Source organism: Emcibacter sp. SYSU 3D8 (genome assembly GCF_039655875.1).
In the GTDB taxonomy this organism is placed as follows: domain Bacteria; phylum Pseudomonadota; class Alphaproteobacteria; order SMXS01; family SMXS01; genus RI-34.
Genome location: NZ_JBBYXK010000001.1, coordinates 972,647 through 999,499, shown reverse-complemented (window position 1 = coordinate 999,499; position 26,853 = coordinate 972,647). Strand labels below are relative to the sequence as shown.

27 protein-coding genes are annotated in these 26,853 nt (G+C 64.4%); 10 read left to right on the top strand and 17 right to left on the bottom strand.

Translation table 11 applies throughout. From position 1 onward, the window contains the following. Nucleotides 1-35: 35 nt before the first annotated feature. From WJU21_RS04750 to WJU21_RS04725, 6 genes are all read right to left on the bottom strand, one after another. Nucleotides 36-833, bottom strand: a complete 798-nt coding sequence (locus WJU21_RS04750; protein WP_346322230.1) for an ABC transporter permease subunit — start codon at nucleotides 831-833, stop codon at nucleotides 36-38. Then, nucleotides 833-1,768, bottom strand: coding sequence for an ABC transporter permease subunit (locus tag WJU21_RS04745; protein ID WP_346322229.1), 936 nt, complete (start codon nucleotides 1,766-1,768; stop codon nucleotides 833-835). The genes WJU21_RS04750 and WJU21_RS04745 overlap by 1 nt, the downstream gene beginning before the upstream one ends. Next, a complete protein-coding gene (locus WJU21_RS04740; RefSeq protein WP_346322228.1) occupies nucleotides 1,765-2,907 on the bottom strand; it encodes an ABC transporter ATP-binding protein in 1,143 nt (380 codons plus the stop codon). Before WJU21_RS04740 ends, WJU21_RS04745 begins: the two co-directional genes overlap by 4 nt. Then, nucleotides 2,908-4,047, bottom strand: coding sequence for a polyamine ABC transporter substrate-binding protein (locus WJU21_RS04735; RefSeq protein WP_346322227.1), 1,140 nt, complete (start codon nucleotides 4,045-4,047; stop codon nucleotides 2,908-2,910). Between the two features lie 148 nt (nucleotides 4,048-4,195). Further along, nucleotides 4,196-4,834, bottom strand: coding sequence for a carbonic anhydrase (locus WJU21_RS04730; RefSeq protein ID WP_346322226.1), 639 nt, complete (start codon nucleotides 4,832-4,834; stop codon nucleotides 4,196-4,198). Nucleotide 4,835: 1 nt separating this feature from the next. Beyond that, nucleotides 4,836-5,327: a MaoC family dehydratase gene (locus WJU21_RS04725; protein WP_346322225.1), complete on the bottom strand. Its 492-nt coding sequence runs from the start codon at nucleotides 5,325-5,327 to the stop codon at nucleotides 4,836-4,838. Nucleotides 5,328-5,409: 82 nt separating this feature from the next. Between WJU21_RS04725 and WJU21_RS04720 the strand changes: the two genes are divergently transcribed. Then, nucleotides 5,410-7,023: a tetratricopeptide repeat protein gene (locus tag WJU21_RS04720; protein ID WP_346322224.1), complete on the top strand. Its 1,614-nt coding sequence runs from the start codon at nucleotides 5,410-5,412 to the stop codon at nucleotides 7,021-7,023. Here the strand turns inward: WJU21_RS04720 and WJU21_RS04715 are convergent. Beyond that, the gene (locus WJU21_RS04715; protein ID WP_346322223.1) at nucleotides 6,994-7,575 is read right to left on the bottom strand and encodes a uracil-DNA glycosylase family protein; all 582 of its coding nucleotides are present in this window, start codon (nucleotides 7,573-7,575) and stop codon (nucleotides 6,994-6,996) included. The genes WJU21_RS04720 and WJU21_RS04715 overlap by 30 nt on opposite strands. A gap of 146 nt (nucleotides 7,576-7,721) precedes the next feature. Continuing rightward, nucleotides 7,722-9,266 carry a choice-of-anchor I family protein gene (locus WJU21_RS04710; RefSeq protein ID WP_346322222.1) on the bottom strand — a complete coding sequence of 515 codons (1,545 nt, stop codon included), beginning with the start codon at nucleotides 9,264-9,266 and terminating at the stop codon, nucleotides 7,722-7,724. A 261-nt stretch (nucleotides 9,267-9,527) separates the two neighbouring features. Here WJU21_RS04710 and WJU21_RS04705 point away from each other — a divergent pair, with 261 nt between their 5' ends. From WJU21_RS04705 to rpsD, 5 genes are all read left to right on the top strand, one after another. Beyond that, nucleotides 9,528-11,183, top strand: a complete 1,656-nt coding sequence (locus tag WJU21_RS04705) for a nitrite/sulfite reductase (RefSeq protein ID WP_346322221.1) — start codon at nucleotides 9,528-9,530, stop codon at nucleotides 11,181-11,183. Continuing rightward, nucleotides 11,170-11,655, top strand: coding sequence for a DUF934 domain-containing protein (locus WJU21_RS04700; RefSeq protein WP_346322220.1), 486 nt, complete (start codon nucleotides 11,170-11,172; stop codon nucleotides 11,653-11,655). The genes WJU21_RS04705 and WJU21_RS04700 overlap by 14 nt, the downstream gene beginning before the upstream one ends. Before the next feature lie 8 nt (nucleotides 11,656-11,663). Beyond that, a complete protein-coding gene (locus WJU21_RS04695; protein WP_346322219.1) occupies nucleotides 11,664-12,407 on the top strand; it encodes an RNA methyltransferase in 744 nt (247 codons plus the stop codon). Nucleotides 12,408-12,423: 16 nt separating this feature from the next. Further along, nucleotides 12,424-12,714 (top strand): putative quinol monooxygenase, encoded by a 291-nt coding sequence (locus WJU21_RS04690; protein WP_346322218.1) that lies wholly within the window; start codon nucleotides 12,424-12,426, stop codon nucleotides 12,712-12,714. Between the two features lie 323 nt (nucleotides 12,715-13,037). Further along, nucleotides 13,038-13,655: a 30S ribosomal protein S4 gene (gene rpsD / locus WJU21_RS04685; protein ID WP_346322217.1), complete on the top strand. Its 618-nt coding sequence runs from the start codon at nucleotides 13,038-13,040 to the stop codon at nucleotides 13,653-13,655. An 89-nt stretch (nucleotides 13,656-13,744) separates the two neighbouring features. Here the strand turns inward: rpsD and WJU21_RS04680 are convergent, their stop codons facing one another. Continuing rightward, nucleotides 13,745-15,748, bottom strand: a complete 2,004-nt coding sequence (locus WJU21_RS04680) for a PhoX family phosphatase (protein ID WP_346322216.1) — start codon at nucleotides 15,746-15,748, stop codon at nucleotides 13,745-13,747. Nucleotides 15,749-15,830: 82 nt separating this feature from the next. On the opposite strand from WJU21_RS04680, the gene WJU21_RS04675 reads away from it, so the two are divergent. Next, nucleotides 15,831-16,142, top strand: coding sequence for an antibiotic biosynthesis monooxygenase (locus tag WJU21_RS04675; RefSeq protein WP_346322215.1), 312 nt, complete (start codon nucleotides 15,831-15,833; stop codon nucleotides 16,140-16,142). Nucleotides 16,143-16,218: 76 nt separating this feature from the next. Here the strand turns inward: WJU21_RS04675 and grxD are convergent, their stop codons facing one another. The 6 genes from grxD to purC are packed head-to-tail and all read right to left on the bottom strand — an operon-like array spanning nucleotide 16,219 to nucleotide 20,667. Then, the gene (grxD, locus tag WJU21_RS04670) at nucleotides 16,219-16,557 is read right to left on the bottom strand and encodes a Grx4 family monothiol glutaredoxin (protein WP_346322214.1); all 339 of its coding nucleotides are present in this window, start codon (nucleotides 16,555-16,557) and stop codon (nucleotides 16,219-16,221) included. 9 nt (nucleotides 16,558-16,566) lie between these two features. Beyond that, nucleotides 16,567-16,800 (bottom strand): BolA family transcriptional regulator, encoded by a 234-nt coding sequence (locus WJU21_RS04665; RefSeq protein ID WP_346322213.1) that lies wholly within the window; start codon nucleotides 16,798-16,800, stop codon nucleotides 16,567-16,569. Between the two features lie 18 nt (nucleotides 16,801-16,818). Beyond that, the gene (gene purL, locus WJU21_RS04660; RefSeq protein WP_346322212.1) at nucleotides 16,819-19,008 is read right to left on the bottom strand and encodes a phosphoribosylformylglycinamidine synthase subunit PurL; all 2,190 of its coding nucleotides are present in this window, start codon (nucleotides 19,006-19,008) and stop codon (nucleotides 16,819-16,821) included. Then, nucleotides 19,005-19,664: a phosphoribosylformylglycinamidine synthase subunit PurQ gene (purQ, locus tag WJU21_RS04655; RefSeq protein WP_346322211.1), complete on the bottom strand. Its 660-nt coding sequence runs from the start codon at nucleotides 19,662-19,664 to the stop codon at nucleotides 19,005-19,007. The genes purL and purQ overlap by 4 nt, the downstream gene beginning before the upstream one ends. Further along, nucleotides 19,661-19,903, bottom strand: coding sequence for a phosphoribosylformylglycinamidine synthase subunit PurS (gene purS / locus WJU21_RS04650; protein ID WP_346322210.1), 243 nt, complete (start codon nucleotides 19,901-19,903; stop codon nucleotides 19,661-19,663). Before purS ends, purQ begins: the two co-directional genes overlap by 4 nt. Next, nucleotides 19,900-20,667, bottom strand: a complete 768-nt coding sequence (gene purC / locus WJU21_RS04645; protein ID WP_346322209.1) for a phosphoribosylaminoimidazolesuccinocarboxamide synthase — start codon at nucleotides 20,665-20,667, stop codon at nucleotides 19,900-19,902. The genes purS and purC overlap by 4 nt, the downstream gene beginning before the upstream one ends. A gap of 154 nt (nucleotides 20,668-20,821) precedes the next feature. Between purC and WJU21_RS04640 the strand changes: the two genes are divergently transcribed. Then, nucleotides 20,822-21,151 carry a DUF1476 domain-containing protein gene (locus WJU21_RS04640; RefSeq protein ID WP_346322208.1) on the top strand — a complete coding sequence of 110 codons (330 nt, stop codon included), beginning with the start codon at nucleotides 20,822-20,824 and terminating at the stop codon, nucleotides 21,149-21,151. A 173-nt stretch (nucleotides 21,152-21,324) separates the two neighbouring features. Further along, nucleotides 21,325-23,157 carry an SLC13 family permease gene (locus WJU21_RS04635; RefSeq protein WP_346322207.1) on the top strand — a complete coding sequence of 611 codons (1,833 nt, stop codon included), beginning with the start codon at nucleotides 21,325-21,327 and terminating at the stop codon, nucleotides 23,155-23,157. Nucleotides 23,158-23,160: 3 nt separating this feature from the next. Here WJU21_RS04635 and purB read toward each other — a convergent pair whose 3' ends face one another. Both purB and WJU21_RS04625 read right to left on the bottom strand, forming a co-directional pair. Beyond that, the gene (gene purB / locus WJU21_RS04630; protein ID WP_346322206.1) at nucleotides 23,161-24,468 is read right to left on the bottom strand and encodes an adenylosuccinate lyase; all 1,308 of its coding nucleotides are present in this window, start codon (nucleotides 24,466-24,468) and stop codon (nucleotides 23,161-23,163) included. A 168-nt stretch (nucleotides 24,469-24,636) separates the two neighbouring features. Continuing rightward, nucleotides 24,637-25,971 carry an aromatic ring-hydroxylating dioxygenase subunit alpha gene (locus WJU21_RS04625; RefSeq protein WP_346322205.1) on the bottom strand — a complete coding sequence of 445 codons (1,335 nt, stop codon included), beginning with the start codon at nucleotides 25,969-25,971 and terminating at the stop codon, nucleotides 24,637-24,639. A gap of 167 nt (nucleotides 25,972-26,138) precedes the next feature. Between WJU21_RS04625 and WJU21_RS04620 the strand changes: the two genes are divergently transcribed. Continuing rightward, the gene (locus WJU21_RS04620; protein WP_346322204.1) at nucleotides 26,139-26,819 is read left to right on the top strand and encodes a TetR/AcrR family transcriptional regulator; all 681 of its coding nucleotides are present in this window, start codon (nucleotides 26,139-26,141) and stop codon (nucleotides 26,817-26,819) included. The last annotated feature ends 34 nt before the right edge of the window (nucleotides 26,820-26,853 follow it).

Below are 26,853 nucleotides of genomic sequence, written 5' to 3'. Positions count from 1 at the left end.
GGGGACCGGGGTGAACCGGCCACCCGCCGACGGCCCTAGGCGCGCCGGCGAAAGGCGATCTGGTTGGCGATGACCACCATGCTGGTCACCACGACGATGAAGATGGTGGCGAGCGCATTGATCTGGGGGCTGACGCCCATGCGGACGCTGGAGAAGACTTCCATCGGCAGGGTTTTGGCGCCCGGTCCCGAGGTGAAGGTGGCAATGACCAGATCGTCGAACGACAGGGTGAAGGCGAGCAGCCAGCCGGCCAGCATGGCGGGCCAGATCAGCGGCAGGGTGATCACCCGCACCACCTTGAACGGCTTTGCGCCCAGGTCCAGGGCCGCTTCCTCGAGGCTCATGTCCAGTTGGCCGAGCCGTGACTGGACGACGACGGTCACATAAGCTGTCGCGAAGGTGGCGTGCGCGATGACGATGGTCATCATGCCGCGTCCGGGCCACCCGATAACGCCCTCCATGGCGACGAACAGCAGCAGAAGCGAAAGCCCCGTGATCACCTCGGGCATCACCAGGGGCGCGGTGACCATGCCCGCGAACAGGGTGCGGCCCCGAAAATTTCCGAACCGGATCAACGCGAACGCGGCAAGGGTGCCCAGCACCACCGCCAGCGTTGCCGTCAGGAAGGCGATCTGCACGCTGCGCCAGGCGCCCTCGAGCAGCGCGTCGTTGTGCATCAGCTCGCCATACCACTTGGTCGAGAAGCCGGCCCACACCGTGACGAGACGCGATTCGTTGAACGAATAGACGATCAGCGAAACAATGGGGCTGTAGAGAAACAGGTAGCCCAGGACGAGCATGGAGATGGCGAACCAGGGCGTGCGTCCAGCCATCAGCGTGCCCGGAAATATTTGCTGGCGAAGCGGTCGAACATCATGACCGGCACGACCAGCAGCGCCAGCATGGCGACGGCGACCGCCGACGCCACCGGCCAGTCGCGATTGTTGAAGAACTCGGCCCATAACACCTTGCCGATCATCGGCGAGCCGAGGCCTCCGAGCAGCTCGGGGATAACAAACTCGCCCACGGCCGGAATGAATACCAGCAGCGAGCCGGCGATCACGCCGGGCATGGACAGGGGCAACGTCACCCGCAGGAACGCCTTCCACGGCTTCGCGCCCAGGTCGCTGGCCGCCTCGAGCAGACTCGGGTCCATGCGCTCGAGCGCCGCATAGATCGGCAGCACCATGAAGGGCAGGTAGGAGTAGACGATGCCGATATAGATGGCGGCCGGCGTATACATGATCGGCAGCGGCTGATCGATGACGCCCAGCGCCATCAGCACATTGTTGATCAGCCCGTTGTCCTTCAGGAAGCCGATCATCGCGTAGATGCGGATCAGGAAGGACGTCCAGAACGGGATGATGATCAGCATCAGCAGCAGGTAGCGCCAGCGCAGCGGGCTGCGCACGATGCCGTAGGCCATGGTGTAGCCGAGCAGGACCGACACCAGCGTGGAGATGGCGGCGATCTTCACCGAATTGAGGTAGGCAACCACATACAGATTGTCGCGCAGCAGCAGCATGAAGTTCGAGAAGGTCAGGTGTATCTGCACCCGTGCGTTCTCGGCGGCCTTGAAGATCGGCTCGTAGGGCGGAATGCCCATGACGCTTTCCGACACGCTGATCTTCAGCACGATCAGCAGCGGCAGCAGGAAGAACAGGGCAAGCCACGCATAGGGTATGGACAGCGCCACCAGACGCCCGCCAGCGCCGGGCTGGTGAAGCCTGCGGACCGCGGCGGCCAGGGTTTTGGCGGGCGACCTCATATCACCAGCAGGATGCCGTTGGCGGGATGCCACTGGAACCGGACCTTGTCGTCCCAGGTCAGCGGGTTGTCGGTTGTGTGCAACAGGTTGGCGCGGGTGAACTGGATGCGTTTTCCCGACGGCAGTTCGACATGATAGACCGACACGTCGCCCAGATACGCGATCTCGCGAACGATGCCCTCGGCCCAGTTGAAACCCGCCGCAGGGCTGCCGTCGGCGATGACCTGGATTTTCTCCGGCCGCACCATGACGCTGACAGACGCGCCCACCGCCGCCGTGCCGCCGGTGCCGACGACGATGTCGGCGCCCAGGTCAGGCGATGCCACGCGGGTCTGTGTCGGGCTTGCCTCGATCACCACGCCGTCGAACAGGTTGGCGGCGCCGATGAAGTCGGCGACGAAGCGTGAATTTGGATATTCGTAGACTTCGGCCGGCGCGCCGACCTGTTCGACCATGCCCGCATTCATCACGCAGACGCGGCTGGCCATGGTCATGGCCTCTTCCTGGTCGTGGGTGACGATGACGAAGGTCATTCCCAGCTCTTCCTGGATATTGACCAACTCGAACTGGGTCTGTTCGCGCAGCTTCCGGTCTAGTGCGCCCAACGGCTCGTCGAGCAGCACCAGCTTGGGACGCTTCACCAGCGCCCGGGCCAGCGCCACGCGCTGCCGCTGGCCGCCGGAAAGCTGATCGGGCTTGCGCTTTTCCAGCGCCCGGATCTGTACCAGATCCAGCATCTCGGCCACGCGCCCGGCGATTTCGGCCCTGGCGACCCCGTCCTGCTGCAGGCCAAACGCCACGTTCTGGCCCACGGTCATGTGCGGAAACAGCGCGTAGGACTGGAACATCATGTTCACCGGGCGCCGATAGGGCGGGATGCCCGCCATATCGACGCCGTCGATGAATATCCTGCCGGCGCTGGGCGTCTCGAATCCGGCGAGCATGCGCAGCAGGGTGGTCTTGCCGCAGCCCGACGCGCCAAGCAGGGCGAAGAACTCGCCCCGGTAGATATTGAGGTCGACGCCGTTGACCGCCGCGACGTCACCGAAGTGTTTCGAAACGCCTTCGATACGGATGAATGGCTCGGCGGTCGGATCGGTCCATGGTTTGTCCTGCAGGCCGCCAGACCCAACGGCCAATTAATTGATCTCCGTCTTGAGCGTCGACCATGCCCGGGTGCGCTCCCGCTCGTAATCCTTGTCGGCAGGCGGCACCGAGAAGCCCTTGGCGCGCTCCTCGTCGGAGGGATAGATGAACGGATCGGACTTGATCGCGTCGTCAACGTTCTCGAGCGACGCCGGCACGGCGTTGGCATAGCCCGTGGTGTTGGTGATCGCCGCCACCACGCCGGGCCGCATCATGTAATTGATGAAGATGTGGGCGTTGCCGGGATGCGGCGCATCCTTGGGAATTGCCATGGTGTCGATGACGAACGCCGTGCCCTCCCGCGGCAGCAGGGCCATGATCTCGACGCCGTTGTCGGCTTCCTTGGCCCGGTCGCGGGCCTGGATCAGGTCGCCGCCATAGCCCTGCGCCACGCACAGGTCGCCATTGGCCAGGTCGTTGATGTAGGACGACGAGTGGATGTATTTCAGGTTGGGCCGGATTTCCTTCAGGACCTCCATGGCGGCGGCCAGATCCGCCGGGTCCTGGCTGATCGGATCCTTGCCCATCCAGGCGAGTACCGCCGGAATCACATCGACGGGATCGTCCAGCAGGCTGATGCCGCAATCCTCCAGCTTCGCCGTGACCTCGGGGCTGAACAGCAGGTCGCCGCTGCCCTGCGGCACGGCGCCCAGGCGCTCCTTCACCTTCGCCACGTTAATGCCGATCCCGGTGGGCGCGACCATGTAGGGCACGCTGTAGGTGTTTTCCGGGTCGTTCTTCGACATCGTCTTGAGGATCGTCGGCGACAGGCCGGCGGAATTGGTCAGCTTCGACCAGTCGAGTGGCTGGTAGATGCCTGCCTTGATCTGCTGCGCCAGAAACGGGGTCAGCGACGGAAACACCACGTCATAACCAGACCCGCCGGCAAGCAGCTTCGCCTCGAGCATGGACATGGAATCATAGACGTCGTACCGGACCTTGATGCCGGTTTCCTTCTGGAAGTTCTCCAGTGTGTCGGCGGCGATGTAATCGGACCAGTTGTAGACGTTGACGATTTTCTCTTCGTTGTTCGCCGCGCCTGCATCGGATTTGCCGCTGACGGTGTCGTCGCCGCAGGCCGTGAGCGCGGTGCCCAGAACAATGAGAACGCCCAGAGATATCCAGTTCCGCATCGGTTGCCCCTCCGTCGGTGCGAGCCGGCTCTGCAGCCGGGTCTGTCGTACACAGCACTCGCCGCAGGTGCGGCGGTCAGGAAACTCTGCTGATATCAGTCGCGGCAGTCAACGGATGTGCCGAACGCGGCTTGATCCTTGCCGGCTGTCAGAACGGCAGTGGGCCAAATGCATCGGACGCCGAATCGTAGGCGAGCAGGTCGCCGGAATGAATGTCGAACCACCAGCCATGAATGAACAGGCTGCCCGCCTGGACACGTTCCACGACGAAGGGAAAGCTGTCCAGGTTTCGCAGCGACTGCACGATGGAGCGCTGCTCGAGCAGGCGTTGCTGCTCGGCCACCGGGCGATCGCCGGCTTCCTTCAGCACTGCATTGCGGATCGGCGAGATCATCGACACCCAGGTGCCGATGAACTGGCTCTCGCCGGCCAGCTCGCCCGCCAGCGCCGCGGCAATGCCGCCGCACTCGGCGTGACCCATCACCACGATATGGCTGACACCCAGATTCTTTACCGCGAACTCCAGCGCCGCGCTGGTGCCGTGATGGTGCATGTCCGGCTCGTAGGGCGGAATCAGATTGGCGATGTTGCGGGCGATGAACAGGTCGCCGGGACCCGCGTCCAGGATGAGCGACGGCTCGACCCGCGAATCGCAGCAACTGACCAGCATCACCTTGGGTGTCTGGCCATCGCGCAACTGTTGGAACAGCTGCCGGTTCTTCTCGAAATAGTTCTGGCGGAAGGACCTGTAGCCCTGCGCGAACCGCCGGATCCAGTGTTGCGGCATCTTACTCCTTGGACAGGCTGTTGGTGCCCGTGCCGGGATACATCAGTCCGAGGCTCTCGGCAATCAATGCCGGACGCTCCTGGCCTTCGATTTCCACGGTGACCTCGTAGGTCATCTGCTTGCCCCCGTCCTTGCGGGTTTCGACGTTCTTCAGGGTCTGGTGGGCGCGCACGCGCGAGCCGACCTTGACCATGTTGGTGAAGCGCACCTTGTTGCTGCCATAGTTGATGCCGTGTCCCACACCCTCGACCGCAAGGATATCCTGCATCAGACCGGGCAGCAGCGACAGCGTCAGATAGCCATGGGCGATGGTGCCGCCTGCCGGAAATTCCTTGGCCGCGCGTTCCGGATTGACGTGGATCCACTGGAAATCACCGGTCGCCTCGGCGAATTTATTGACCCTGTCCTGATCCACCAGCAACCAGTCGGACGTACCAAGCTTCTTGCCGATCAATTCCTCGATCTTGTCGAAATGAGTCGTTACCTGTGCCACGCGGCGTCTCCCGTTTCCCGAATGTCCCTTGTCGGGCCGACCCTAGCTCCACATCTCTTGTCCGGTAAAGGGGATAGACTGCATGGCCGCTAAGAAGCTTGGATGGCTGGTGCTCGTGACCATGTTCGCCGTAACGGCGGCACCCTCATGCGCCGGCGCCGCCGATGTCAGCAAGATTGCCGAAGCTTCGTGGACCGAGGCGCGCACCGACAATTTCGTCGTGCTGACAAACGCCGGCGAGGGCCGCGCCCGCTACCTCATCGAGAATCTCGAGGACTTCCGCAGGTTGGTGATCGAGGCGACCAACCTCGATATCGAATCGAATCCGCTGCCGTTCCATATTGTCGCGCTGGTTGGCGCCAGCCAGCTCAAGGCGCTGATCGGCACCGATAACGTGTTCGGGGCATTCCAGCAGAGTTATCGCGGCGGTCTGGCCGCGGTCAACCTGACCGCCCGGGCGCCCGACGGCACCGACAGTCTCCAGATCACTTATACCGCCTATGGCCCGATCTACCGCGCCAGGCAGAATACCCGCACTGTCGGCATGGACGGCGTGTTCCATGAATATGTCCACTACCTGCTGGAGATCGATGCCAAGAGGCGATATCCGCTGTGGTTCCATGAGGGCTATGCCGAATTCCTGTCGACGTTCGACGTCAGCGGCGACGGGCGTTACAAGGTCGGGGCGCCGCCCATGCACCGTGTGCTGACCCTTGAGAAGACGCGGCGGATTCCGATTGGCTCGTTGCTCAACGCCAGGGGTTACGAGACCGGCCACGGAAACAGCGACTTCAATGCGGAATCCTGGCTGGTTGTGCACTATCTGATGACCGACCCGGACCGGCGGGCGAAGCTCTATGCGTTTCTCGATCGCCTCAATACGCCCATGGTCGACTTCGTGCCGGCGTTCGAGGATGTCTTCGGTGAGTCGATCGAGGACTTTTCGCGCCATCTGCGGCAATACCGGCGTATGGCCCGCTATGGCGTGGAGCGATTCGAACGGCCTGCGGGCCCGTTGCCGCAGCCCGCGATTCGGGTGCCGCCGGCCGATGAAGTCCGCGAGCAGCTGGCCTATACGCTGCTGCATTTTTCACCCGTGCAAAGCAAGGGCGTGGAACTGCTGCAGAGCGCCATTGCCACCAATCCTGGCAATATGAGGGCAAGGGCGCTGCTTGCCGCGGTCGCCATTACCAACGACGACATCGCCAAGGCAGAGACAATCCTGGCACAAGCCGGCCCGGCCGCTGACGCCGACCCGGACGTGGCAAGCCTCAGGGGCGAGTTGGATCTGCGGCGCGCGGCGGAGCTGGTTTCTGCGGACAAACCGGGCGGCGAGGGGTTCCTTGCTGCCGCGACCAAGTCGTACCGCCGGGCGCTGGCAATCGATCCTGATCATGCCCAGTCCCTGTCGGGACTGGCGCGCACCTGGTTGATCCAGCCGGGCAGGCCTCCCGACGAAATAATCGCGCTGGTCCAGCGGGCGCAGCGGCTGTTGCCCATGAACCAGGAGATCGAGCTGATCGCGGCCCATACCCACCTGAAGCGCGGCGAGATCGTTGATGCGGTCCGGTCCTATGAGCATGTGGTCGCGTGGGGCCGCGATCCGGTCGTGGTGCGTCAGGCGCGCGAACGGCTGGAGGCGATTTACGCGGTCGCCGGAGACTCGCTAAAGCAGGGTCTCGAGGCGACGCCTTAGCGCGGGCAGGGCCACATCCGAGAACCACGGATTTTTCTTCAGCCAGGCCGTATTCCGCCAGCTCGGATGCGGCGTCGGAAAGAAGTGCGGCAGGTAATCGGCCCAGCGGCCGACAGTCTCGGTCATGGTGGAGCCGCGCCTTTCGCCCAGATAGCGGGCCTGCGCGTAGGCGCCGACCAGCAGGGTGAGTTCGATGTCCGGCAGCTGGGCGCGGAGCTGGTCGTGCCATAGCGGCGCGCATTCCGGCCGGGGCGGTGCGTCGCCGCCATTGGGGTGGGTGCCGGGATAGCAGAATCCCATGGGTACGATGGCGATGCGGCTCTCGTCATAGAATGTGTTGCTGTCCAGCCCGAGCCATTCCCGCAGCCGGTCGCCGCTGCGGTCGTTCCACGGGATGCCGGTTTCATGGACGCGGGTGCCCGGGGCCTGGCCAACGATCATGATCCGTGCCGATCGGGCGGCGCGCAGCGTCGGACGGGGCCCGAGCGGCAATCTGGCCTCGCACACGCGGCAGGCCCGGATATCGGCAAGAAGCTGGGCAAGGTCGGTCATGCACCTTGATTCCATGCCTGCCGCGGAAATGCAAAAGCCGTTGTGGTCTGCCGGCTGTCGAGCGGGCATCGCCAAAATGACGAAGGACCGCTTCAGCCTTGGCCGAAGCGGTCCTTCGAGGATAAGTGGCGCCGGAAGGAGCGCGTTTACCTGGAGACCGTGTAGAGGGTGACGGTGCCGCTCACCTCGGAGGCGACGGCTAGCAGCGGCACGCCGTACGGGCTCTTGTCGGCGGGAATGAACCTGACGCATTCGGGGCCCAGATCGCCTGCCGCCTTGAGGTCGCCCGGCAGCGAGAAGTCGAGCGAGGTGGTGAAGTCGCGGTTGTTCTCGTAGCCCGCATAGGTTGGGCTGGCGGGATTGGACACGTTGAACATCATCACGCCGCCGACGCGCTCCAGTCCGATGAACGCATAGGTGTAGCCATCGATCACGCCGACATCGACAGTTTCGGGCTCGGGTCCCTTGTCGTCGCTGCGGCTTTCGTATTTGTTCTCGTCGTTGTTGTTGTTGAAGTTGTTGCCCAGGCGGGCGGCGGTGATCTTTTCGATCTGGTCGCCGCTGTCCCATACCACCTTGCCGTCAATGTCCCAGATGGTGACCGAACGGGCGCCGTAGGCGTGCAGCGCGTCGATGTCGCCGTCACCGTCGGTATCGCCGTCGATGGTCGAGATTTTCAGCCGCTCCAGCTTTTTCCTCTGATCACCGGACAGGGCGGCGGGGTCGATCTTCGCCTTCTCGACCCGTTCGTCTTCATTGCGAGCATCACCCTCGTTGGCGGTGATGAGATACGCATTACCGCCGACACTGAACGCGGCGATGGTGTCGGGCATGTAGAGTCCGCGCACCGGCACCGGCGCAATGTCGATCTTGCCGTCCTTGTCGTTCGGATCCATCCCCATGCCTGCCTGACTGTGGTCCTTGGTGCCCAGCGGCAGCACGGCGGTCAGGGTGGCGGTGGCGATGTCGAATTTGGCCAGCGCGTTGTTCTCCTGCAGCGACACCCAGGCGGTGGTGCTGTCAGCCGACACGGCGATGTATTCCGGCTCGAAATCGGTCCGGGGTTCCTTGCCCGGGAACACGCGAACGCCGGCGGCCCGCATGGCGTCGGCGGTCAGACTCTCGAAGCCGATGGTAACGGCCCTGGCCGCGGCGGCGCCGCCCGAGATATCGATGATGCTGACCGACCCTTCCGGGTCCATATCGTCGGTCGGCTCGCCCTCATTGGCCGTGAGCACAAACTTGCCGTCGGGTGTGAAGGTGACCATGTCGGGAAGGAAGCCGGTCTCGACTTCGGCCAGCCTTGTGCCCGCGGCGTCGAAGAAGATCACCTTGCCCGGCCGGCCCAGTTCCTTGGCGCCGTGCACCGCCGCGACCACCAGGCCGTCATGGACGGCGACGCTGGTCGGCGATTCGTTCTCCCCGAGGGCGAGCGTGCCCGCTTCGGACCACGAGGCGGTGTCGGCCGACGATCCGTCGCCCAGTTGCAGGATGTCGATCGAGGGGGAGGCGCCATTGACGACGTAGAAGCGCTTGCTGCCCGCGTCGAAGACCACGATTTCGGCGGCGCTCTTGTCGAAGACGCCGCTTTCGTGGCGGAGAATTTGTTTGAGGGTCAGCGCCGATGCGTCCTGGGCGGCGAACAGCCCGGCGGCCGCGGCAGCCAGGGCAAGCGTAAGAATGGACCGCATGGGAGTTCTCCAGTGCATTTTTTGTTGCGTCTTCTCTACTGCGGCCGAGCGTCAATCCGGTGACCGATCGGTTTCGGATTTGTGACATGGCGCTGGAGTCCCACGCGAAGGTTACAGTTGATCCGCGCAAAACCACCCTGTAGAATGTGAAATCATATTAACAACACACATATAGTGTGGAATAGGGGTTGCTCTCGGCGGGCAAGGCGAGTAAAAGGCGCCTGCCTGCGGTCACCGCAGAGCGCTCAGGAGCGGCACGACATGTATCAGTACGACAGCTTCGACCATCAGGTTCTGGCCGAACGCAATGCCCAGTTTCGTGGACAGGTGGAACGTCGCCTGCGCGGCGACCTCACGGAAGAGGAGTTCCGGCCGCTCCGGCTGATGAACGGCCTTTACCTGCAGCTTCACGCCTACATGCTGCGCGTCGCGGTGCCCTATGGTGTCCTGTCATCGGACCAGCTGCGCCAATTGGCGATGATCGCGCGCAAGTACGACCGCGACTACGGCCATTTCACCACCCGGCAGAACCTCCAGTACAACTGGATCAAGCTGGAAGACATGCCCGATATCCTCGACGATCTGGCCAAGGTCGAGATGCACGCCATCCAGACCTCGGGCAACTGCATCCGCAATATTTCGACGGACCAGTTCGCCGGTGTCGCGCGCGACGAACTCGAAGACCCGCGGCCCTATGCGGAAATCCTGCGCCAGTGGTCGACCTTCCACCCCGAATTCTCGTATCTGCCGCGCAAGTTCAAGCTTGCACTGACCGGCGCCGAGCGTGACCGCGCGGCCGTCTACTTCCACGACATGGCCTACCGGCTGGTGAAGAACGAATCCGGCGAGGTCGGTTTCCAGATCATCGTGGGTGGCGGCATGGGCCGCACGCCCATCGTCGGCAAGATCATCAAGGAATTCGTGCCGAAGAAGCATCTGCTGTCCTATTCGGAATCGGTGATGCGCGTCTATAACGGCTACGGACGGCGCGACAACATCTTCAAGGCCCGAATCAAGATTCTGGTGCAGGATCTGGGCATCGAGGAATTCCGCCGTCAGGTCGACGAAGACTTTGCAAAGAACATGAGCCGTTCGCTCGAGCTGGACGACGCCGAAATCGAACGCATGAAGGCGTTCTTCACGCCGCCGTCCTACCGGGCGCTGCCGGATGGCGACGCGGCGGTCGACTCGCTCGTTGCGAGCAACAAGCAGTTCAAGATGTGGCATGACCGGAATGTGACCGCGCACAAGGCGCCCGGCTATTCCATCGTCACCATCTCGCTGAAGCCGAAGGGCGTTGCACCGGGCGACGCGACCACCGACCAGATGTACGCCGTGGCCGACCTGGCCGACGATTATTCGTTCGGCACGCTGCGGACCACCTTCAAGCAGAACCTGGTGCTGACCGATGTCGAGACGTCGCGTCTGCCCGAGCTGTGGGGCAAGCTGAAGGACCTGGGCATGGCCAGCGCCACGGTCGATACCCTGACCGATATCATCGCCTGCCCCGGCCTGGATTATTGCAGCCTGGCCAACGCGCGCTCGATTCCGGTTGCCCAGCGCCTGATCGACCGGTTCGACGATCTGGATTTCGTCCACGACCTGGGCGATCTGCGGCTCAACATCTCCGGGTGCATCAACGCCTGCGGCCACCACCATGCCGGCAATATCGGCATTCTGGGCGTGGACAAGAAGGGCGAGGAATTCTACCAGGTCACCCTCGGCGGATCGCCGGAGGATGACGCGTCGGTGGGCAAGATCATGGGGCCCGCATTCTCCGAGGCGGACGTCGTGCCCGCCATTGAAAAAGTCATCGAGGTCTTCGTCGCCAATCGCGAGCCCGAGGAGCGGTTCATCGACTGCTACCGGCGCATCGGCATGGAACCCTTCAAGGAACGCGTCTATGCAGATCATTAAGGGTCGCACCATCGTCGAGGACGGCTGGCAGCATGTGGAAGACGGTGCGCCGCTTCCCGAGGGCAAGATCATCGTGTCGCTGTCGCGCTGGCGGACCGAGCGCGAGGCGTTGATCGGCCGCCGCAACAGCGGCCTGGGCATCCAGCTTGCGTCCAGCGAGCATGCCGAGGACATTGCCGCCGATCTCGACAATTTCGAGGTCGTGGCGCTGAACTTTCCGATCTTCCGGGACGGCCGTGCCTTCACCACGGCCCGGCTGCTGCGCGAGCGTTACGGCTTCAAGGGCGAGTTGCGCGCGACCGGTGACGTGTTGCGCGACCAGATTTTCTTCATGCACCGCGTCGGCTTCGACGCCTTCGAGGTGCGGCCCGATCGCAGCATCGAGGATGCACTGAAGGCGTTCGACGATTTCACGGTCACCTATCAGCCCTCGACCGACCAGGACCAGCCGCTCTGGCGGCGCCGGGGCTAGGCACGGCCTTGGCCGCTCCTGCCGTCATTCTTGTCGTGCCGCAGATGGGCGAGAACATCGGCGCGGCCGCGCGGGCCATGAACAATTTCGGCCTGACGGACCTGCGCCTGGTGCGGCCCCGCGACGGCTGGCCCAATCCCGATGCCGTGCCCATGGCGGCGGGTTCGACCGACATCCTCGACAACGCCACGGTGTTCCGCACCACCGAGGATGCCATCGCCGATCTCAATTATGTGGTCGCCACCACGGCGCGCCAGCGCGGTATGATCAAGCCGGTGCTGAGCCCGCGTGCGACTGCCGAGGATCTGTGGTCGCGCAGCGGGCGGGGAGAGAAGACCGGCATCCTGTTCGGCGGCGAACGGTCCGGGCTCGCCAACGAAGACGTGGCGCTGGCAGACGCTGTCGTCACCATCCCGACCAATCCCGACTATGCCTCCATCAACATTGCCCAGGCCGTGCTGCTGCTGGGCTATGAGTGGATGATGGCGACCGGCGGCACGGTCGCCGCGCCCGCGGCCGACGAGCGCTCGCGGCCGGCGACCAAGGAAGAGCTGGTCGGCTTCATGGAACACATGGAGCAGGCGCTCGACCAGGCGGGCTTCCTGTTCCCGCCGGCCAAGCGTCCCAGCATGATCCTGAACCTGCGCAACATGTGGCAGCGCGCGGATTTTCGCGAACAGGATGTGCGCACGCTTCGGGGTATCATCGTCGCCCTGTCTTCGTATAAGACTCGGGGCGTCAAGAACGACTGACCGAGGGGAGAAACGCATGACCACGTGGTGCATCGTCGCCAAGATCAAGGCGAAGGACGGCAAGGCCGAGGATTTCGTGAAGGCCGCCAAGGCGCTGTCGGCGGCGGTGAACGCCAATGAGCCGGGCTGCATGTTCTATGAACTGCACAGCACCGAAGACCCGCTGCAGTTCGTGTTCGTCGAGCGCTATGAGAGCGAGGACGCCATGAAGGCGCACCGTGGCTATCCCCACTTCAAGGAACTGGGCCGCGCCATGGGCGAATTCATGGACGGCGCACCCGAGATCATGCGCCTGCCGCAGGTCTGAGTCCGCCTTGGCGGAATGGACGGCGAGCTGCGAATCGATCCCGTTGCAGGGGCATGACGCCCCGACAGCGGCGGTGCACCGATCCGTCCGTTCCGCGCCGGCGCGGACATCCATATCACCGGCCCGCTGATGCCGCTGATGGGCGGCCGGATCATGCTGCAAGGGCGCGGGCGCGCCATCATGGCGTCGATGCCGAAACGGGCCGTTTTCCGGTCTCTAACCGTTTGACATCGAGTTTGTGCTGCGTATAGTGCGCCCACCCAAGCGGGCAGCGATGCCCGCAATTATTTTTTGCACGAACGCGAACCGAGAAGAACGGCTGAATGACCAAGCGGATCAACGCGAAGTACAAGATCGACCGACGCCTGGGCGAAAACCTCTGGGGTCGTCCCAAGAGCCCCGTCAATAACCGGTCCTATCCGCCGGGCGAGCATGGCCAGCGCCGTCGCCGCAAGCCGTCGGATTTCGGTAACCAGCTGATGGCCAAGCAGAAGCTGAAGGGCTTCTACGGCTCGATCACGGAAAAGCAGTTCCGCAACATCTACGCCGAAGCCGTCCGCCTGCGCGGCGACACGGGCGAGAACCTGATCGGCCTGCTGGAGCGCCGGCTGGATGCGGTCATCTACCGCGCCAAGTTCGTGCCGACCGTTTTCGCCGCCCGCCAGTTCGTCAACCACGGCCACGTGCTGGTCAACGGCAAGCGCGTGAACATTGCTTCCTACCGGGTCCGCGAAGGCGACGTGATCTCGCTGCGCGACAAGTCGAAGCAGCTGCTGGTCGTGCTGGAAGCCGTCGAATCGGCCGAGCGCGACACCCCCGAATATCTCGACGTGGACCACAAGGCCATGTCCGCCACCTTCGTGCGCACGCCGAAGCTGGGTGACGTGCCCTACGCCGTCCACATGGAGCCGAACCTGGTCGTCGAGTTCTACTCGCGCTGAGTTTGCTGCCATAGAATTTCAGACGGGCCGGATGCAAATCCGGCCCGTTTTTATTGGGGCGCCTGACAGGCCGGCGTTCCATCGGCCGCTCAGGTGCCGATGCGGCCGCCGCCCTGCCTGGTCACCACCACCACCGATGGACGCGGCGGCATGTCCGGCCTGAAGTCGGGCCAGCGTGTGCCGGGATTCGCGAAGCTGGAGGGCCCCTTGAACAGGGGCCATCTGTCGCAGCTGTCGTCGCCGGGGTGCTGGATGGCCAGGAACAGGGTTTGTCCGTCGGGTGTGAAGCGCGGGCCGCACATTTCCGCGCCGATGGGGCAGCGGAACAGCATCCTTGCCAGCCCGCGGCCCGGACCTTCGGTTTCGATCGCCCAGAAGCCGTCGGCGGAGACGCCCTCCGGCACCTCGCCCTTGGGGGTATCGGATGCGGGCTTGCCGGAATTGAACACCCAATTGTCGCCCTGGTCGGTCGCCACCCAGAGATTGCCTGCCGGATCGACCGCGCAATTGTCGGGTGACGAGAACCAGCCATTCTCGCCGGTCGCCGGATTCCATACCGCGCCGATCCCGTCGCGCTGGGGGTCGCCGCAGCGGACCAGCAGGTCCCAACGCGCTGTCGCGGCCGTGTGATCGCCGCCATCGGGCGTGATTTCGAGGATCTGGCCGCTGGAATTGCCGGCGCGCGGATTTGGGCCGTCAGGCGCGGCAAAGCCGGCCTTGCCGCGCTGGGAGTTGTTGGTAAGCATGACATAGACCTTGCCGCTCACCGGGTTGGGTTCCACATCCTCGGGCCGGTCCATGGGCGTGGCGCCGACCAGGTCTGCGGCCAGCCGGGCATGGATCAACACATCCGCCTGGCTTTCGAAGCCATTGGCCTTGTCCAGGCCGTGCTGGCCATGCACAAGCGGGATCCAGGCCAATGCGCCGGCGTCGTCGAACCGGGCGACGGACAGCGTGCCCTCGTCCAGCAGTGCGGCATTCTCCATGCGCTGGCCCGGGTCGTAGCGTTCGTCGGAAACATAGCGGTAGAGATATTCGAACCGCGCGTCGTCGCCCATATAGACGACGAGGCGTCCGTCGCGGTTGACGATGGGTTCCGCGCCTTCGTGCACAAACCGTCCCAGAGCGGTGTGCTTGACCGGCATGGATGACGGGTCGAACGGGTCCACCTCGACGACCCAGCCGAAGCGGAAAGGCTCGTTGGGTTCCGAGCCCACGTCGAACCGGGAATCGGCCTGTGCCCAGTTGCCTTTTCTGGGAATGCCGTATCGCTTGTGGCTTTCGCGCCGGGGATCGCCGCCGTGCAAGGCGCCGCTGAAGTAGAAGTGGAAATTCTCTTCCGCCATCAGATAGGTGCCCCACGGCGTGATGCCGCCAGCACAATTGTTGAGGGTGCCCAGGACGGTCCTGCCTTCCGGGTCGGCGTTGGTCCGCAACCATGGATGGCCGGCCGCAGGTCCGTGCACCTTCATGGGAGTCGCGGCGGTGATGCGCCTGGCGTATTTGCTGTCCCTTACCACCTGCCAGGCGCCGTCCTGCCTGCGGACCTCGATGATCGAGCCCCCATGGGCGGCGATCTCGGTGTGTACCCGTCGTTTCAGGTATTCGGCGCGGGCGGTCTCATCAAGCTCGCCCGGGATCGGCGGGTGCATGATCTCTGATGAGACATATTCATGATTCACGCACAGCAGGCCGTGTTCCGAATTCTTCGAACCGGCGGGCAGCGGGACATAGCCGATGAAGTCGTTGTTGTAGCCGAATTGCAGCGCCTGGGACTCAGCCGACTGATTGGACGGGTCGAAAGCGGGCGCGCCGGGCAGCACGGGATCACCCCAGCGGATCAGCACCTGGGCGTCGTAGCCGTCCGCCACATGATGGGTTTCGTCGACGCCGCGTTCCAGCCCCTTGAAGGTGAAGGGCTGTGCAGTCGCCGTCTCCACGGCCCGCAGCGCCGCCGGACTGACCGTCGCCAGCGCCGCCGAGGCGGCGAGGCCACCCTTCAGCACCGTGCGCCGGCTGATCCGGCGGGAGATGATCTCGTCGAGACTGGTCGAGTTGAGGGGGCGGTCGCAGAAATCGTCGTCGTCGGTCATGGCAGGTTCCGGCTGGCGCTCTGGGGCGGAGTCTGGCAAGGCTAGCAGACCGCCAGTGTCACTATTGTGAAGGGGCTATGCCATGGAAAAAGGCGCCTACGCCGTCATCTTCACGTCCCGTTTGGGCGCCGATGCCGAGGGCTATGGCGCCGTGGCCGACCGCATGGAGACGCTGGTCCGGGGCCAGCCCGGCTATCTGGGCCACGACAGCGTCCGGGGCGAGGGCGGTCTGGGGATCACGGTGAGTTACTGGGCATCCGAGGCGGCGGTGGCCGCCTGGCGCGCCAACGCCGAACATCTCGGCGCACAGGCCATGGGCCGCGCGCGGTTCTACGACTGGTTCAGGCTGGATGTGTGCCGCGTGGAGCGGACCCATGGCTTCGCGAGGGACTGATCCGCCCTGTCACAGCGCCCCGTCGTCACCACGGGCCCGTTCCGGGTGACAAGAGCGGGGAGAGGGGGCGAGCCGGTTACACGTATTCGGGATCGAAGCCCTTGGACTTCATGTATTCGTGCAGCTCGCCGGTCTCGTACATCTCGCGGACGATGTCGCAGCCGCCGACGAATTCACCCTTCACGTAGAGCTGGGGAATGGTCGGCCAGTCGCTGAATTCCTTGATGCCGTTGCGGATCTCGTCGTCGGCCAGCACGTTGATGCCCTTGAACGGCACGTTCATGCGCTTGAGGATCTCGACCGTGGTGGCCGAAAAGCCGCACTGCGGGAAAAGGGGCGAGCCCTTCATGAACAGCACGATCTCGCTGGCGTCCAGTTCGGACTGGATCTGGTCGAATACGGGGTTGTCGCTCATCGCTGGTTCCTACTCCGGTACGGAGGTCTGCAGCGCCAGGGCATGCAATACGCCGCCCATATTGCCCTGCAGTGCCTTGTAGACGATCTGGTGCTGTTGTACCCGGTTCTTGCCCCGGAACGCTTCGGAAATCACACGGGCGGCATAATGGTCGCCGTCGCCGCGCAGGTCCTCGATGGTGACCGTCGCGTCGGGCAGGGCTTCCTTGATCAGCTTTTCGATTTCGTGTGCGTCCATCGCCATGGGCGATCGGCTCCTGCGTCAGGGGATGGCCATGAAGGCTGGCAGCCAGCCTTCATGAACCTGGGTCAGTTCTGCGACTGATATGGAATCGAACTGGGAAATTTTCAATGCGGCGCCGCCGGTCTTGCCGATGACCGACGCGTTGACGCCGTCGACGGCGGCCTGCTCCAGCACCAGTTCCGGATTGTTCGTGGTGATGACGTAGCGGCCCTGGTCCTCGCCGAACAGGAAGGCATAGGATGGTACCTCGCCGCGGTCGTAGTCCAGGGTGGCGCCGATGCCCGAGGCCATGGCCATTTCGGCGATGGCGACCAGCAGGCCGCCGCCGGAGGCATCGTGGCACGAGGTGGCGGCACCGGTCAGGATCAGGCCGCGCACCAGATCGCCGTTCCTGCGCTCGACCGACAGGTCCACGGGCGGCGGCGCGCCGTCCTCGCGGCCGCAGAGTTCGCGGGCATAGAGCGACTGGCCCAGGTGACCCTCGGTGTCGCCGATCACCACGATGGTCTCGCCCTCGGCGGGAAACGCGATCGAGGCGCGCTGGTCGTAATTGGTCAGGATGCCCACGCCGCCGATCGCGGGTGTCGGCAGGATGGCCTGGCCGTTGGTCTCGTTGTACAGCGACACGTTGCCGGAGATGACCGGATAGTCGAGCGCCAGGCACGCTTCCGCCATGCCCTCGATGCAGCCGACGAACTGGCCCATGATGGCCGGCTTTTCCGGATTGCCGAAGTTCAGGCAGTTGGTGATGGCGAGCGGGATGGCGCCCGTCGCGGTGATATTGCGCCAGGTCTCGGCGACCGCCTGCTTGCCGCCCTCGACCGGATCGGCCTTGCAGTAGCGGGGCGTGCAGTCGGTGCTGATGGCCAGTGCCTTGTTCGTCCCGTGGACGCGCACCACGCCGGCGTCGCCGCCCGGGCGGCCGATGGTGTCGCCCATGACCATGTGGTCGTATTGCTGGTAGATCCAGCGCTTCGAGGCCAGGTCGGGCGTCGCCAGCAACTCGCGCAGGGCGTCGGCGTTGCTCTCGGGCGCGGTGAACGCGTCGGGACCGAGCACGTCCTGTTTCTCGGTCTCCTCATGGGGGCGGTCGTAATTGGGCGCGTCCTCGACCAGCGGTTCCAGCGGAATGTCGGCCACGATCTCGCCCTGATGCTTCAGCACCAGATGGCGGGTGTCGGTGACCTTGCCGATGATGGCGAAGTCCAGGTCCCATTTGCGGAAGATCGCCAGGGCCTCGTCCTCGCGGCCGGGCTTGAGCACCATGAGCATGCGCTCCTGGCTTTCCGACAGCATCATCTCGTAGGCCGTCATGCCGGTCTCGCGCTGCGGCACGTGGTCGAGGTCCAGTTCGATGCCGACCTCGCCCTTCGAGCCCATCTCGACCGACGACGAGGTGAGGCCGGCGGCGCCCATGTCCTGGATGGCGACGATGGCGTCGGTTGCCATCAGCTCGAGGCATGCCTCGATCAGCAGCTTTTCGGTGAAGGGATCGCCAACCTGGACGGTCGGGCGCTTCTCCTCGCTGTTCTCGCCGAATTCGGCCGATGCCATGGTCGCGCCGTGGATGCCGTCGCGGCCGGTCTTGGATCCCACATAGACGATGGAATTGCCGATGCCGGCAGCGGCCGAATAGAAGATCTTGTCGGTGTCGGCGATGCCCACGGTCATGGCGTTGACCAGGATGTTGCCGTTATAGGCGGGGTGGAAGTCGCACTCGCCGCCGATGGTCGGCACGCCGACGCAATTGCCATAGCCGCCGATGCCGGCGACGACGCCGGCCAGCAGATGACGGGTCTTGGGATGGTCCGGGCTGCCGAAGCGCAGCGCGTTCAGGTTGGCGACCGGCCGGGCGCCCATGGTGAACACGTCGCGCAGGATGCCGCCCACGCCCGTCGCCGCGCCCTGATAGGGCTCGATGAAGCTGGGATGGTTGTGGCTTTCCATCTTGAAGATGGCGGCCTGGCCGTCGCCGATGTCGATGATGCCGGCGTTCTCGCCCGGGCCGCAGATCACCCACGGCGCCTCGGTCGGCAGCTTGCGCAAGTGACGGCGCGAGGACTTGTACGAGCAATGCTCGGACCACATCACCGAGAAGATGCCCAGCTCGGTGATATTGGGCTCGCGGTTCAGCGCCCGCTTGATGCGATCGTATTCGTCGGACTTCAGGCCGTGCTCGGCCACCATTGCGGGCGTGATCGCGTTCATAGGGAGGCCACCAGGCTTTCGAACATCCTTGCGCCGTCGGCGCCGCCGAGATCAGATTCGATCATGCGCTCCGGATGGGGCATCAGCCCCAGCACGTTGCGCTTTTCATTGAAGATCCCGGCAATGTCGTTGCGCGCGCCGTTAGGGTTGTTCACGTAGCGGAAGGCGACCTGGCCGTTCTGCTCGATCCGGGCCAACGTGGCGTCGTCGGTGAAATAATTGCCCTCGTGGTGGGCGACCGTATAGGTGACGATCTCGCCCGCCCGATAGCGATTGGTGAACACGGACTCGTTGCTCTCGACCGTCAGTGCCACATCCTTGCAGACAAACTTCAGGTGCGCGTTCATCATCAGCGCGCCCGGCAGCAGCCCCGCTTCGGTCAGCACCTGGAAGCCGTTGCAGATGCCCAGAACGGGCGTGCCCCTGTTCGCCCGGTCGACCACTTCGCGCATCACCGGCGAACGGGCCGCCATGGCGCCGCAGCGCAGGTAATCGCCGAAGGCGAAGCCTCCCGGGATCACAATCAGGTCCAGATCGGGCAGCGTGCTATCGCCGTGCCAGATCATTTGCGGCTTCACGCCACAGATTTTCTCGATGGCGACGGCGGCATCCCGGTCGCAGTTCGAGGCGGGGAAAACGATGACAGCCGGCTTCATTCCACCAGATCGATGCTGTAGTTCTCGATGACGGTATTGGCGAGAAGCTTCTCGCACATGTCCTTTACCGCCTTTTCCGCGGCGGCGCGGTCGGTCTCGGCCAGATCCAGCTCCAGGTACTTGCCCTGGCGCACGTCCGATACGCCACCGAATCCCAGCGAAGCCAGCGTGTGCTGGATGGCGCGTCCCTGCGGATCCAGTACGCCCGGCTTCAACGTCACATGCACCCGTGCCTTCACTGCATGACCTCCGGTCCCTTCATGTCGGTGGGGCCGCTCTCCGGCAGGATACCCAGCCGGCGCGCCACTTCCTGATAGGCTTCCGCCTCGCCGCCAAGGCCGCGGCGGAAACGATCCTTGTCCATCTTTTCCTGGGTGTGCAGGTCCCACAGCCGGCAATTGTCCGGGCTGATCTCGTCGGCCAGCACGATACGCATCTGATCCTGGTCGTCATACAGGCGGCCGAACTCAAGCTTGAAGTCGATCAGCTTGATGCCGATGCCCAGGAACAGGCCGCTGAGGAAGTCGTTGACCCGCAGCGCCAGCGCCATGATCTCGTCCAGCTCGGGCGGCGTCGCCCAGCCAAAGGCGGTGATGTGCTCCTCGGCCACCATGGGATCGCCCAGCTCGTCGTTCTTGTAGAAGTATTCGACGATGGACCGGGGCAACGGCGTGCCCTCGGCGATGCCCAGGCGCTGCGAGATCGAGCCCGCGGCCACATTGCGCACCACGATCTCGATCGGGATGATCTCGACCTCGCGCACCAGTTGCTCGCGCATGTTCAGGCGGCGCACGAAGTGGGTCGGGATACCGACTTCACCAAGACGCAGCATGATGAATTCGGAAATACGGTTGTTGAGCACGCCCTTACCGGTGATCGTGCCCTTCATCTTGTTGTTAAAGGCAGTGGCGTCGTCCTTGAAGTACTGGACGAGCGTTCCGGGCTCAGGGCCTTCGAAAAGGACCTTGGCCTTGCCCTCGTAGATTTGCCGGCGCCGGCTCATTGGCTGATTCCTTGCCGCATCATGGGGCAGATTTGGAGCGCGGGAACATAGAGCAATCATGCTGTCCCGACAAACGATTTACACGGTTGATTATAAGGACCCCTCTCGCTATCTGGATAGGAGACCCAAGTCACCCCGGCGGGAGCCATATGCCATGACCCAGTTCGACAAGCGCGAAAAAGGCTTCGAATCGAAGTATGCCCACGATCAGGAACTTCAGTTCAAGGTCATGGCCCGGCGCAATAAATTGCTGGGAATGTGGGCGGCCGAGCAGCTCGATCTGAAGGATGATGCCGCCCGGGAATACGCGCTCGACGTGGTCCGCTCCGACTTCGAGGAAGCCGGCGATGAAGACGTATTCCGCAAGGTCAGGGCTGACCTCGACGCCAAGCAGGTCTCGGTGAGCGACCATCACCTGCGCAAGCAGATGGAAGACCTGCTTGATGTCGCCAAGCAGCAGATCCAGGACGAAGTCCAGCTCTGACGCGCGGCCTGACGTGGCCTTTTTCCCGGTCGAGCACGCGCTGGACCACCGTCGCGGCTCCCTGTCCGGAGCGGGCGGCCTTACATCCGGATTGACCGTCCGTGGAGGGCGCCCTTGACGCGCTGCCCCTGAAGGGCTTCCCTGCAAGGATGAGCAGCGGGGAGTAACCAAGCGTGACACTGGACCAGGGGATGCTGTTCGGTCTCTCCGCCGCGATTCTCGGCATGCTGCTGTGGGGTCGCTTCCGGCATGACCTCGTGGCGGCCGCCGGTCTCGTCATTGCCGTCGTGCTGGGGTTGGTGCCGGAGGAACGGGCCTTTTCCGGCTTCGCCAGCCACGCGGTGATCATTGTCGCGCTGGTGCTGGTGGCGTCGCGGGCGTTCGAGAATTCCGGCGCGCTGGGCCTGCTGTCCGACAAGATATCCAAGGGCGCCCGTTCACTGCCGGCGCACATCCTGCTGACCGGCGGCATCGGCGCGGCGCTGTCGGCGGTCATCAACAACGTGGCCGCCCTGGCGCTGCTCATGCCGCTGGACATGCAGGCCGCGCGCAAGGCCGGCCGGGCGCCCGGCCTGACCCTGATGCCGCTGGCATTCGCCACCATCCTGGGCGGCATGGTCACGCTGATCGGCACGCCGACCAACATCGTCGCCTCCGAGGTGCGCACCCGGCTGCTCGGCGAGCCCTTTCACATGTTCGACTTCGCCCCGGTGGGGATTTGCGTGGCCCTTGCCGGTCTTGCATTCGTCGCCGTGATCGGATGGCGGCTGGTGCCCCGGCGCGCGGACGACATGCCCGAGACCGCATCCGGCGCGTCCTTCAAGGCCGAGCTGCTCCTCGCGGACGGTTCGCCGGTGGTCGGCAAGGTCGGCGCCGAACTGGACGAAGACGCCGAGCGCGCCGACGTGCTGATTATCGGCCTGCTCCGCGGCGGCGAACGGTTTGTCAGCAGCCTGCGATCCAAGCTTCTGGAGGCTGGCGACGTGCTGGTGGTCGAAGGCTCGACCGAGGGTATCGCCGCCTTCATGAAGGCAGCCGATCTGAGCGCCGCCAGCAAGAGCTCGAAGGAAACCGCCGAGACCGCCGAACAGGCCGACGCTAAAAGTGCCGAGGCCGGTGAGGAAGACGCCGCCGCCGCGGCGCGGCCCCGCGATCCGGAAGTCGTCGAGGCTGTCGTCCGCGGCGATTCCAGGCTGGTGGGCCGGTCGGCCCGGACGGTGGAGTTGCGCAAGCGTCACGACATCACCTTGCTGGGGATGGCCAGGGCAGGCAGTTTCAGAAGCCAGCAGGTGCATTCGCGGCCGATCCAGGCCGGCGACGTGCTGCTGATCACCGGTTCGGGTGCGGTTGCCACCCAGACGCTGGACGATCTCGGCCTGATCTCGGTCAGCCGGGTCGGCGCCGCGCCGTTCCGGCCCCGCGAGGCCATGATCGCCATTGGCCTGTTTGCCGCCGCCATCATCGCCGCGACGACCGGGCTGCTTTCCTTCACCATCGCCATCGCCATCGCGGTGATCGGCTACGCGGCCATCGGGCTGGTGCCGGCGCGCGAGTTCTACCAGCAGATCGAATGGCCGGTGGTGGTGCTGCTGGCCTGCCTGCTGCCCGTGGGCGCGGCCTTCGAATCACTCGGATGCACGGCGCTGATCGCGGATGGGATCAGTTCCATGACGCAGGGCTATCCGCCGGTGGTGGCGCTGGTGACGATCATGGTGGTGACGATGACCCTGTCGGATGCCCTTAACAACATCGCGACCATGGTCATCACCGGACCGGTCGCCATCGACCTGGCGCAGCGGCTCCAGGTCAATCCGGACACGTTTCTGATGGGCGTGGCCATCGCCTGTTCCTGCGCGTTCCTGACGCCGATCGGCCACAAGAACAACACCCTGATCATGGGACCGGGCCGGTTCCGGTTTTCCGATTATTGGCGGGTGGGGCTGCCGCTCGAGCTGCTGGTGATCGCGGTTTCCGTGCCCATGCTGCTGATCGTCTGGCCGCTCTGAGCGTCAGGCTTCCCCGAACACCCGGCGGAAAATCGTGTCCACGTGCTTGGTGTGGTAGCCGATGTCGAACACGGCCTCCAGTTCCGCATCGGGAATGATCACGCCCGGATCGGCCTTCAGCAGGGCAAGGAAATCGGCGTCGCCGCCCTTGTTGGCGGCATCCCACACCTTCATGGCGTTGCGCTGGACGATGGAATAGCTGTCCTCGCGCGACACGCCGGCCTGGGTCAGCGCCAGCAGGACGCGCTGCGAGAACACCAGGCCGCGCAGCTTGTCCATGTTGCGCTGCATGTTCTCGGGATAGACCAGCAGCTTGTCCATGACGCCGGCGAGACGGACCAGCGCGAAATCCAGGGTCACGGTCGCGTCGGGGCCGATGCCGCGCTCGACCGACGAATGGGAGATGTCGCGCTCGTGCCACAGCGCCACGTTCTCCATGGCCGGCACGACCGCCATGCGCACGAGACGGGCAAGGCCGGTGAGATTCTCGGTGAGCACCGGGTTGCGCTTGTGGGGCATGGCCGAGCTGCCCTTCTGGCCGGGCGAGAAATATTCCTCGACCTCCAGCACCTCGGTGCGCTGCAGGTGGCGGATCTCGGTGGCGAGCCGCTCGACCGAGCTGGCGACAACGCCGAGTACCGCGAAATACATGGCGTGCCGGTCGCGCGGGATGACCTGGGTCGATACCGGCTCGGGCTCCAGGCCCAGCGCCTTGGCGACATGTTCCTCGACCCGCGGGTCGATGTTGGCGAAGGTGCCGACGGCGCCCGAGATGGCGCAGGTGGCCACTTCCTTGCGCGCGGCGACCAGCCGGGCGCGGCAACGGTCGAACTCGGCATAGGCCTGCGCCAGCTTCAGCCCGAAGGTGGTCGGCTCGGCGTGGATGCCGTGGCTGCGGCCGATGGTGACCGTGTTCTTGTGCTCGAAGGCGCGGCGCTTGAGCACCGCCAGCAGCGTGTCCATGTCCTCGATCAGCAGGTCGGCGGCGCGCACCAGCTGCACGTTGAGGCAGGTGTCGAGCACGTCCGACGAGGTCATGCCCTGGTGGACGAAGCGGGCTTCCGGGCCGACATGCTCGGCCAGATTGGTGAGGAAGGCGATGACGTCGTGCTTCACCTCGCGCTCGATGGCGTCGATCCGGTCGACTTCGAACGCGCCGCGCTCCCAGACGGCTTTCGCTGCGTCCTTCGGGATCACGCCCAGCTCGGCCAGTGCGTCGCAGGCATTGGCCTCGATCTCGAACCAGATGCGGAACTTGGTTTCCGGTTCCCAGATGCTGGCCATTTCGGGACGGGTATAGCGCGGGATCATGCTGTGCTCTTCTTCGGGAAGTTCGCGGTTGGTTAGCAGACCGTGCGCCCCGCGACAAGGACGGCCCGACAGAGGGCCGCGAAACCAGCTGCACGGCAACGGCGCGATCTGGCCGTCAAGCCGGATCGCGCCGTGCGGTTCTCAAGGGCGAGGTGGGACGCGGAAGCCTTATTTCCGCCCCTCGATATAGTCGTTCAGCGTGTCGTGGAAGTGCTGCACGCGGCGCTCCTGGTTGGTCAGGTGCGCGCCCCGGTAGCCGGCCGAGTTGAAGCCCAGCTGCTGGTTCTCCGAGATCGACAGGTCCTGGTCGTTGGTGCGGCCCAGCGTCTTCTCGCCGTATCTGAAATGGTCGACGGGCGCGTCCTCGAACGGAAGGTCCGGGCCGCCGGCGGGCGAGGGAACCGTGTCGACACCGTCGATCTTCGGCACGAAGTACCAGTGATCGAACTCGCATTTCTGTGGATCGGTGGCGTGCGGGCGCGGGCGCAGCAGCTGCACGCCATCCGGACCAACCGTGATCACGTTGTTGGGAAAGATGTTGTAGATGACGTAGTCGGTCAGCTGGTAGTCCTTCAGATGCGCGTAGTGGTGGTAGCCCTTCGACGGGCCGATCTTGCGCTTCTGCTTCTGGATATCGAGGCGGATCTGCTTCATCCGCGCATTGCCGTGGTAATCGGCCGGGTTCAGCTCCCACTTTTCCATCATCGCCGCCACGTCGGCGGGCGGCTCGTCGCCCGTATAGGAGGCGGTGGGCCGGTGCGACGGGAACCAGCCGCTGTTGGTGCCGTTCTCGCGCAGGTCGAACTGGCATTCCGAGAACACGGTCTCGATATAGGGCGCCAGCTCCGGGTGCAGCACCTGGACGTGATAGCCCTCGTTGAAATTGTCGGTGATCACCTTCCAGTTGCAGTTGGCGTCGGCGGTCAGGGCCAGCACCCGCACCATGTTCTCCATGCGGTAGCCCTCGATCTCGTCGCCCGAACTGCCCAGCGCCTCGCGCAGCGGGATGGCGTTGGGGTCCATGTTGAACCAGACGAAGCCGGCGAATTCCTCGCAGGGCATGTCCACGAGGCCCAGCTTGCCGATCTGGCTGCCGCCCGGGAAATCCTCGGCGTCGGGCATGTCCCTGAGCAGGCCGTCGGCGCCCCAGGTCCAGCCATGATAGGGGCAGGTGAAGCCGTTCGTCGCACAGCCTTCGTCGGCAAAGGTCAGGCGCGCGCCGCGGTGCTGGCAAACGTTGAAGAAGGCGCGGACGCTGCCGTTCTCCTGGCGGACCATCAGGATGGATTCGCGGCCCAGCGTGGTGTTCAGATAGTCGCCCGGCTCGGGCATGTGATAGGACAAACCGCCGATCTGCCAGGTGCGCATCCAGACACGGCGCCATTCCCGTTCATAATACTCGCTCGAGATGTAGCGCTCGGCGTCGATGATGTCGCCGCGCAAGGTGGGTTCCGGAATCTTCGCCGGACGTTCGACATCCAGCCTGTTGCTTACCGTGCTCATGATCTGTCCCCGATCTGGTCTTGCATCACCCGTTTTGATCGTGCAAAATTTCAACGATCGTTCAACAACCGTGCCGAAGCCGATGGTTGTTGTCAAGAGAGTCAATATCGGTCGCACTGGTCCGTTCGCCAAGGCCCGGCTGCGTTGGGGGAAAGGGATTTCGGGCCATGGAGATAGCCGACATCGAGCGCCGCCCGGCGGACGAGCCCAAGGTGACGACCAAGGACAAGATCCTCGACGCCGCCGAGGAATTGTTCGCCGAGCGCGGCTATTACGGCGTGTCGATTCGCGACATCACCCGGCATGCGGGCGTTGAACTGGCGCTGGCCAACTACCATTTCGGGCCGAAGGAAGAGCTGTTCCGCCATGTCATCGGCCGCCGCGCCGAGGAGAACAGCAGCCGGCAGACGGCGTCGCTCGAGCGCGCGGTCGCGGCGGCGGGCGGCCGGCCGCCGTCGGTCGAGGCGCTGGTGCGGGCGTTCTGCGAGCCCATGTTCGAGCGCACCATGCGCGGCGGACCGGGCTGGAAGCATTACCTGCAGCTGCTGTCGCACACCGCCAATACCAGGCAGAGCCACGGTTTTCTCGCGCCCATGAACGAGCGCTACGACCCGGTGGTCGAGGCCTATACGGATGCGTTCAAGCAGGCGCTGCCGGCCGCCTCGCCGCGCAACATCCACTATTCGGTGTTCTTCCTGCAGGGCGCCATCGTCTACGCGCTTGCCGAAACCGGCGCCATCAACCGCCAGTCGGGCGACCTGGTGGACGCCTCGGACTTCGATGCCATTCTCGATCGCATGGTGCCGTATTTCGCTGCGGGGTTTTATGCGCTGGCAGGGCGGGCATAGGCCCGCTGCGTTATACAATCGTTCAAGTCTCGCT

What these genes read in the sequence shown, in the direction of transcription:
- WJU21_RS04675 (WP_346322215.1), top strand. Translation starts at nt 15,831, where the DNA reads ATGGAAAAAGGCGCCTACGCCGTCATCTTCACGTCCCGTTTGGGCGCC.
- WJU21_RS04715 (WP_346322223.1), bottom strand. Translation starts at nt 7,575, where the DNA reads ATGACCGACCTTGCCCAGCTTCTTGCCGATATCCGGGCCTGCCGCGTG.
- WJU21_RS04640 (WP_346322208.1), top strand. Translation starts at nt 20,822, where the DNA reads ATGACCCAGTTCGACAAGCGCGAAAAAGGCTTCGAATCGAAGTATGCC.
- WJU21_RS04625 (WP_346322205.1), bottom strand. Translation starts at nt 25,971, where the DNA reads ATGAGCACGGTAAGCAACAGGCTGGATGTCGAACGTCCGGCGAAGATT.
- WJU21_RS04735 (WP_346322227.1), bottom strand. Translation starts at nt 4,047, where the DNA reads ATGCGGAACTGGATATCTCTGGGCGTTCTCATTGTTCTGGGCACCGCG.
- WJU21_RS04665 (WP_346322213.1), bottom strand. Translation starts at nt 16,800, where the DNA reads ATGGCGATGGACGCACACGAAATCGAAAAGCTGATCAAGGAAGCCCTG.
- WJU21_RS04750 (WP_346322230.1), bottom strand. Translation starts at nt 833, where the DNA reads ATGGCTGGACGCACGCCCTGGTTCGCCATCTCCATGCTCGTCCTGGGC.
- WJU21_RS04705 (WP_346322221.1), top strand. Translation starts at nt 9,528, where the DNA reads ATGTATCAGTACGACAGCTTCGACCATCAGGTTCTGGCCGAACGCAAT.
- grxD (WP_346322214.1), bottom strand. Translation starts at nt 16,557, where the DNA reads ATGAGCGACAACCCCGTATTCGACCAGATCCAGTCCGAACTGGACGCC.
- WJU21_RS04720 (WP_346322224.1), top strand. Translation starts at nt 5,410, where the DNA reads ATGGCCGCTAAGAAGCTTGGATGGCTGGTGCTCGTGACCATGTTCGCC.
- WJU21_RS04730 (WP_346322226.1), bottom strand. Translation starts at nt 4,834, where the DNA reads ATGCCGCAACACTGGATCCGGCGGTTCGCGCAGGGCTACAGGTCCTTC.
- purC (WP_346322209.1), bottom strand. Translation starts at nt 20,667, where the DNA reads ATGAGCCGGCGCCGGCAAATCTACGAGGGCAAGGCCAAGGTCCTTTTC.
- purL (WP_346322212.1), bottom strand. Translation starts at nt 19,008, where the DNA reads ATGAACGCGATCACGCCCGCAATGGTGGCCGAGCACGGCCTGAAGTCC.
- rpsD (WP_346322217.1), top strand. Translation starts at nt 13,038, where the DNA reads ATGACCAAGCGGATCAACGCGAAGTACAAGATCGACCGACGCCTGGGC.
- WJU21_RS04620 (WP_346322204.1), top strand. Translation starts at nt 26,139, where the DNA reads ATGGAGATAGCCGACATCGAGCGCCGCCCGGCGGACGAGCCCAAGGTG.
- purB (WP_346322206.1), bottom strand. Translation starts at nt 24,468, where the DNA reads ATGATCCCGCGCTATACCCGTCCCGAAATGGCCAGCATCTGGGAACCG.
- WJU21_RS04690 (WP_346322218.1), top strand. Translation starts at nt 12,424, where the DNA reads ATGACCACGTGGTGCATCGTCGCCAAGATCAAGGCGAAGGACGGCAAG.
- WJU21_RS04700 (WP_346322220.1), top strand. Translation starts at nt 11,170, where the DNA reads ATGCAGATCATTAAGGGTCGCACCATCGTCGAGGACGGCTGGCAGCAT.
- WJU21_RS04745 (WP_346322229.1), bottom strand. Translation starts at nt 1,768, where the DNA reads ATGAGGTCGCCCGCCAAAACCCTGGCCGCCGCGGTCCGCAGGCTTCAC.
- WJU21_RS04680 (WP_346322216.1), bottom strand. Translation starts at nt 15,748, where the DNA reads ATGACCGACGACGACGATTTCTGCGACCGCCCCCTCAACTCGACCAGT.
- WJU21_RS04710 (WP_346322222.1), bottom strand. Translation starts at nt 9,266, where the DNA reads ATGCGGTCCATTCTTACGCTTGCCCTGGCTGCCGCGGCCGCCGGGCTG.
- purQ (WP_346322211.1), bottom strand. Translation starts at nt 19,664, where the DNA reads ATGAAGCCGGCTGTCATCGTTTTCCCCGCCTCGAACTGCGACCGGGAT.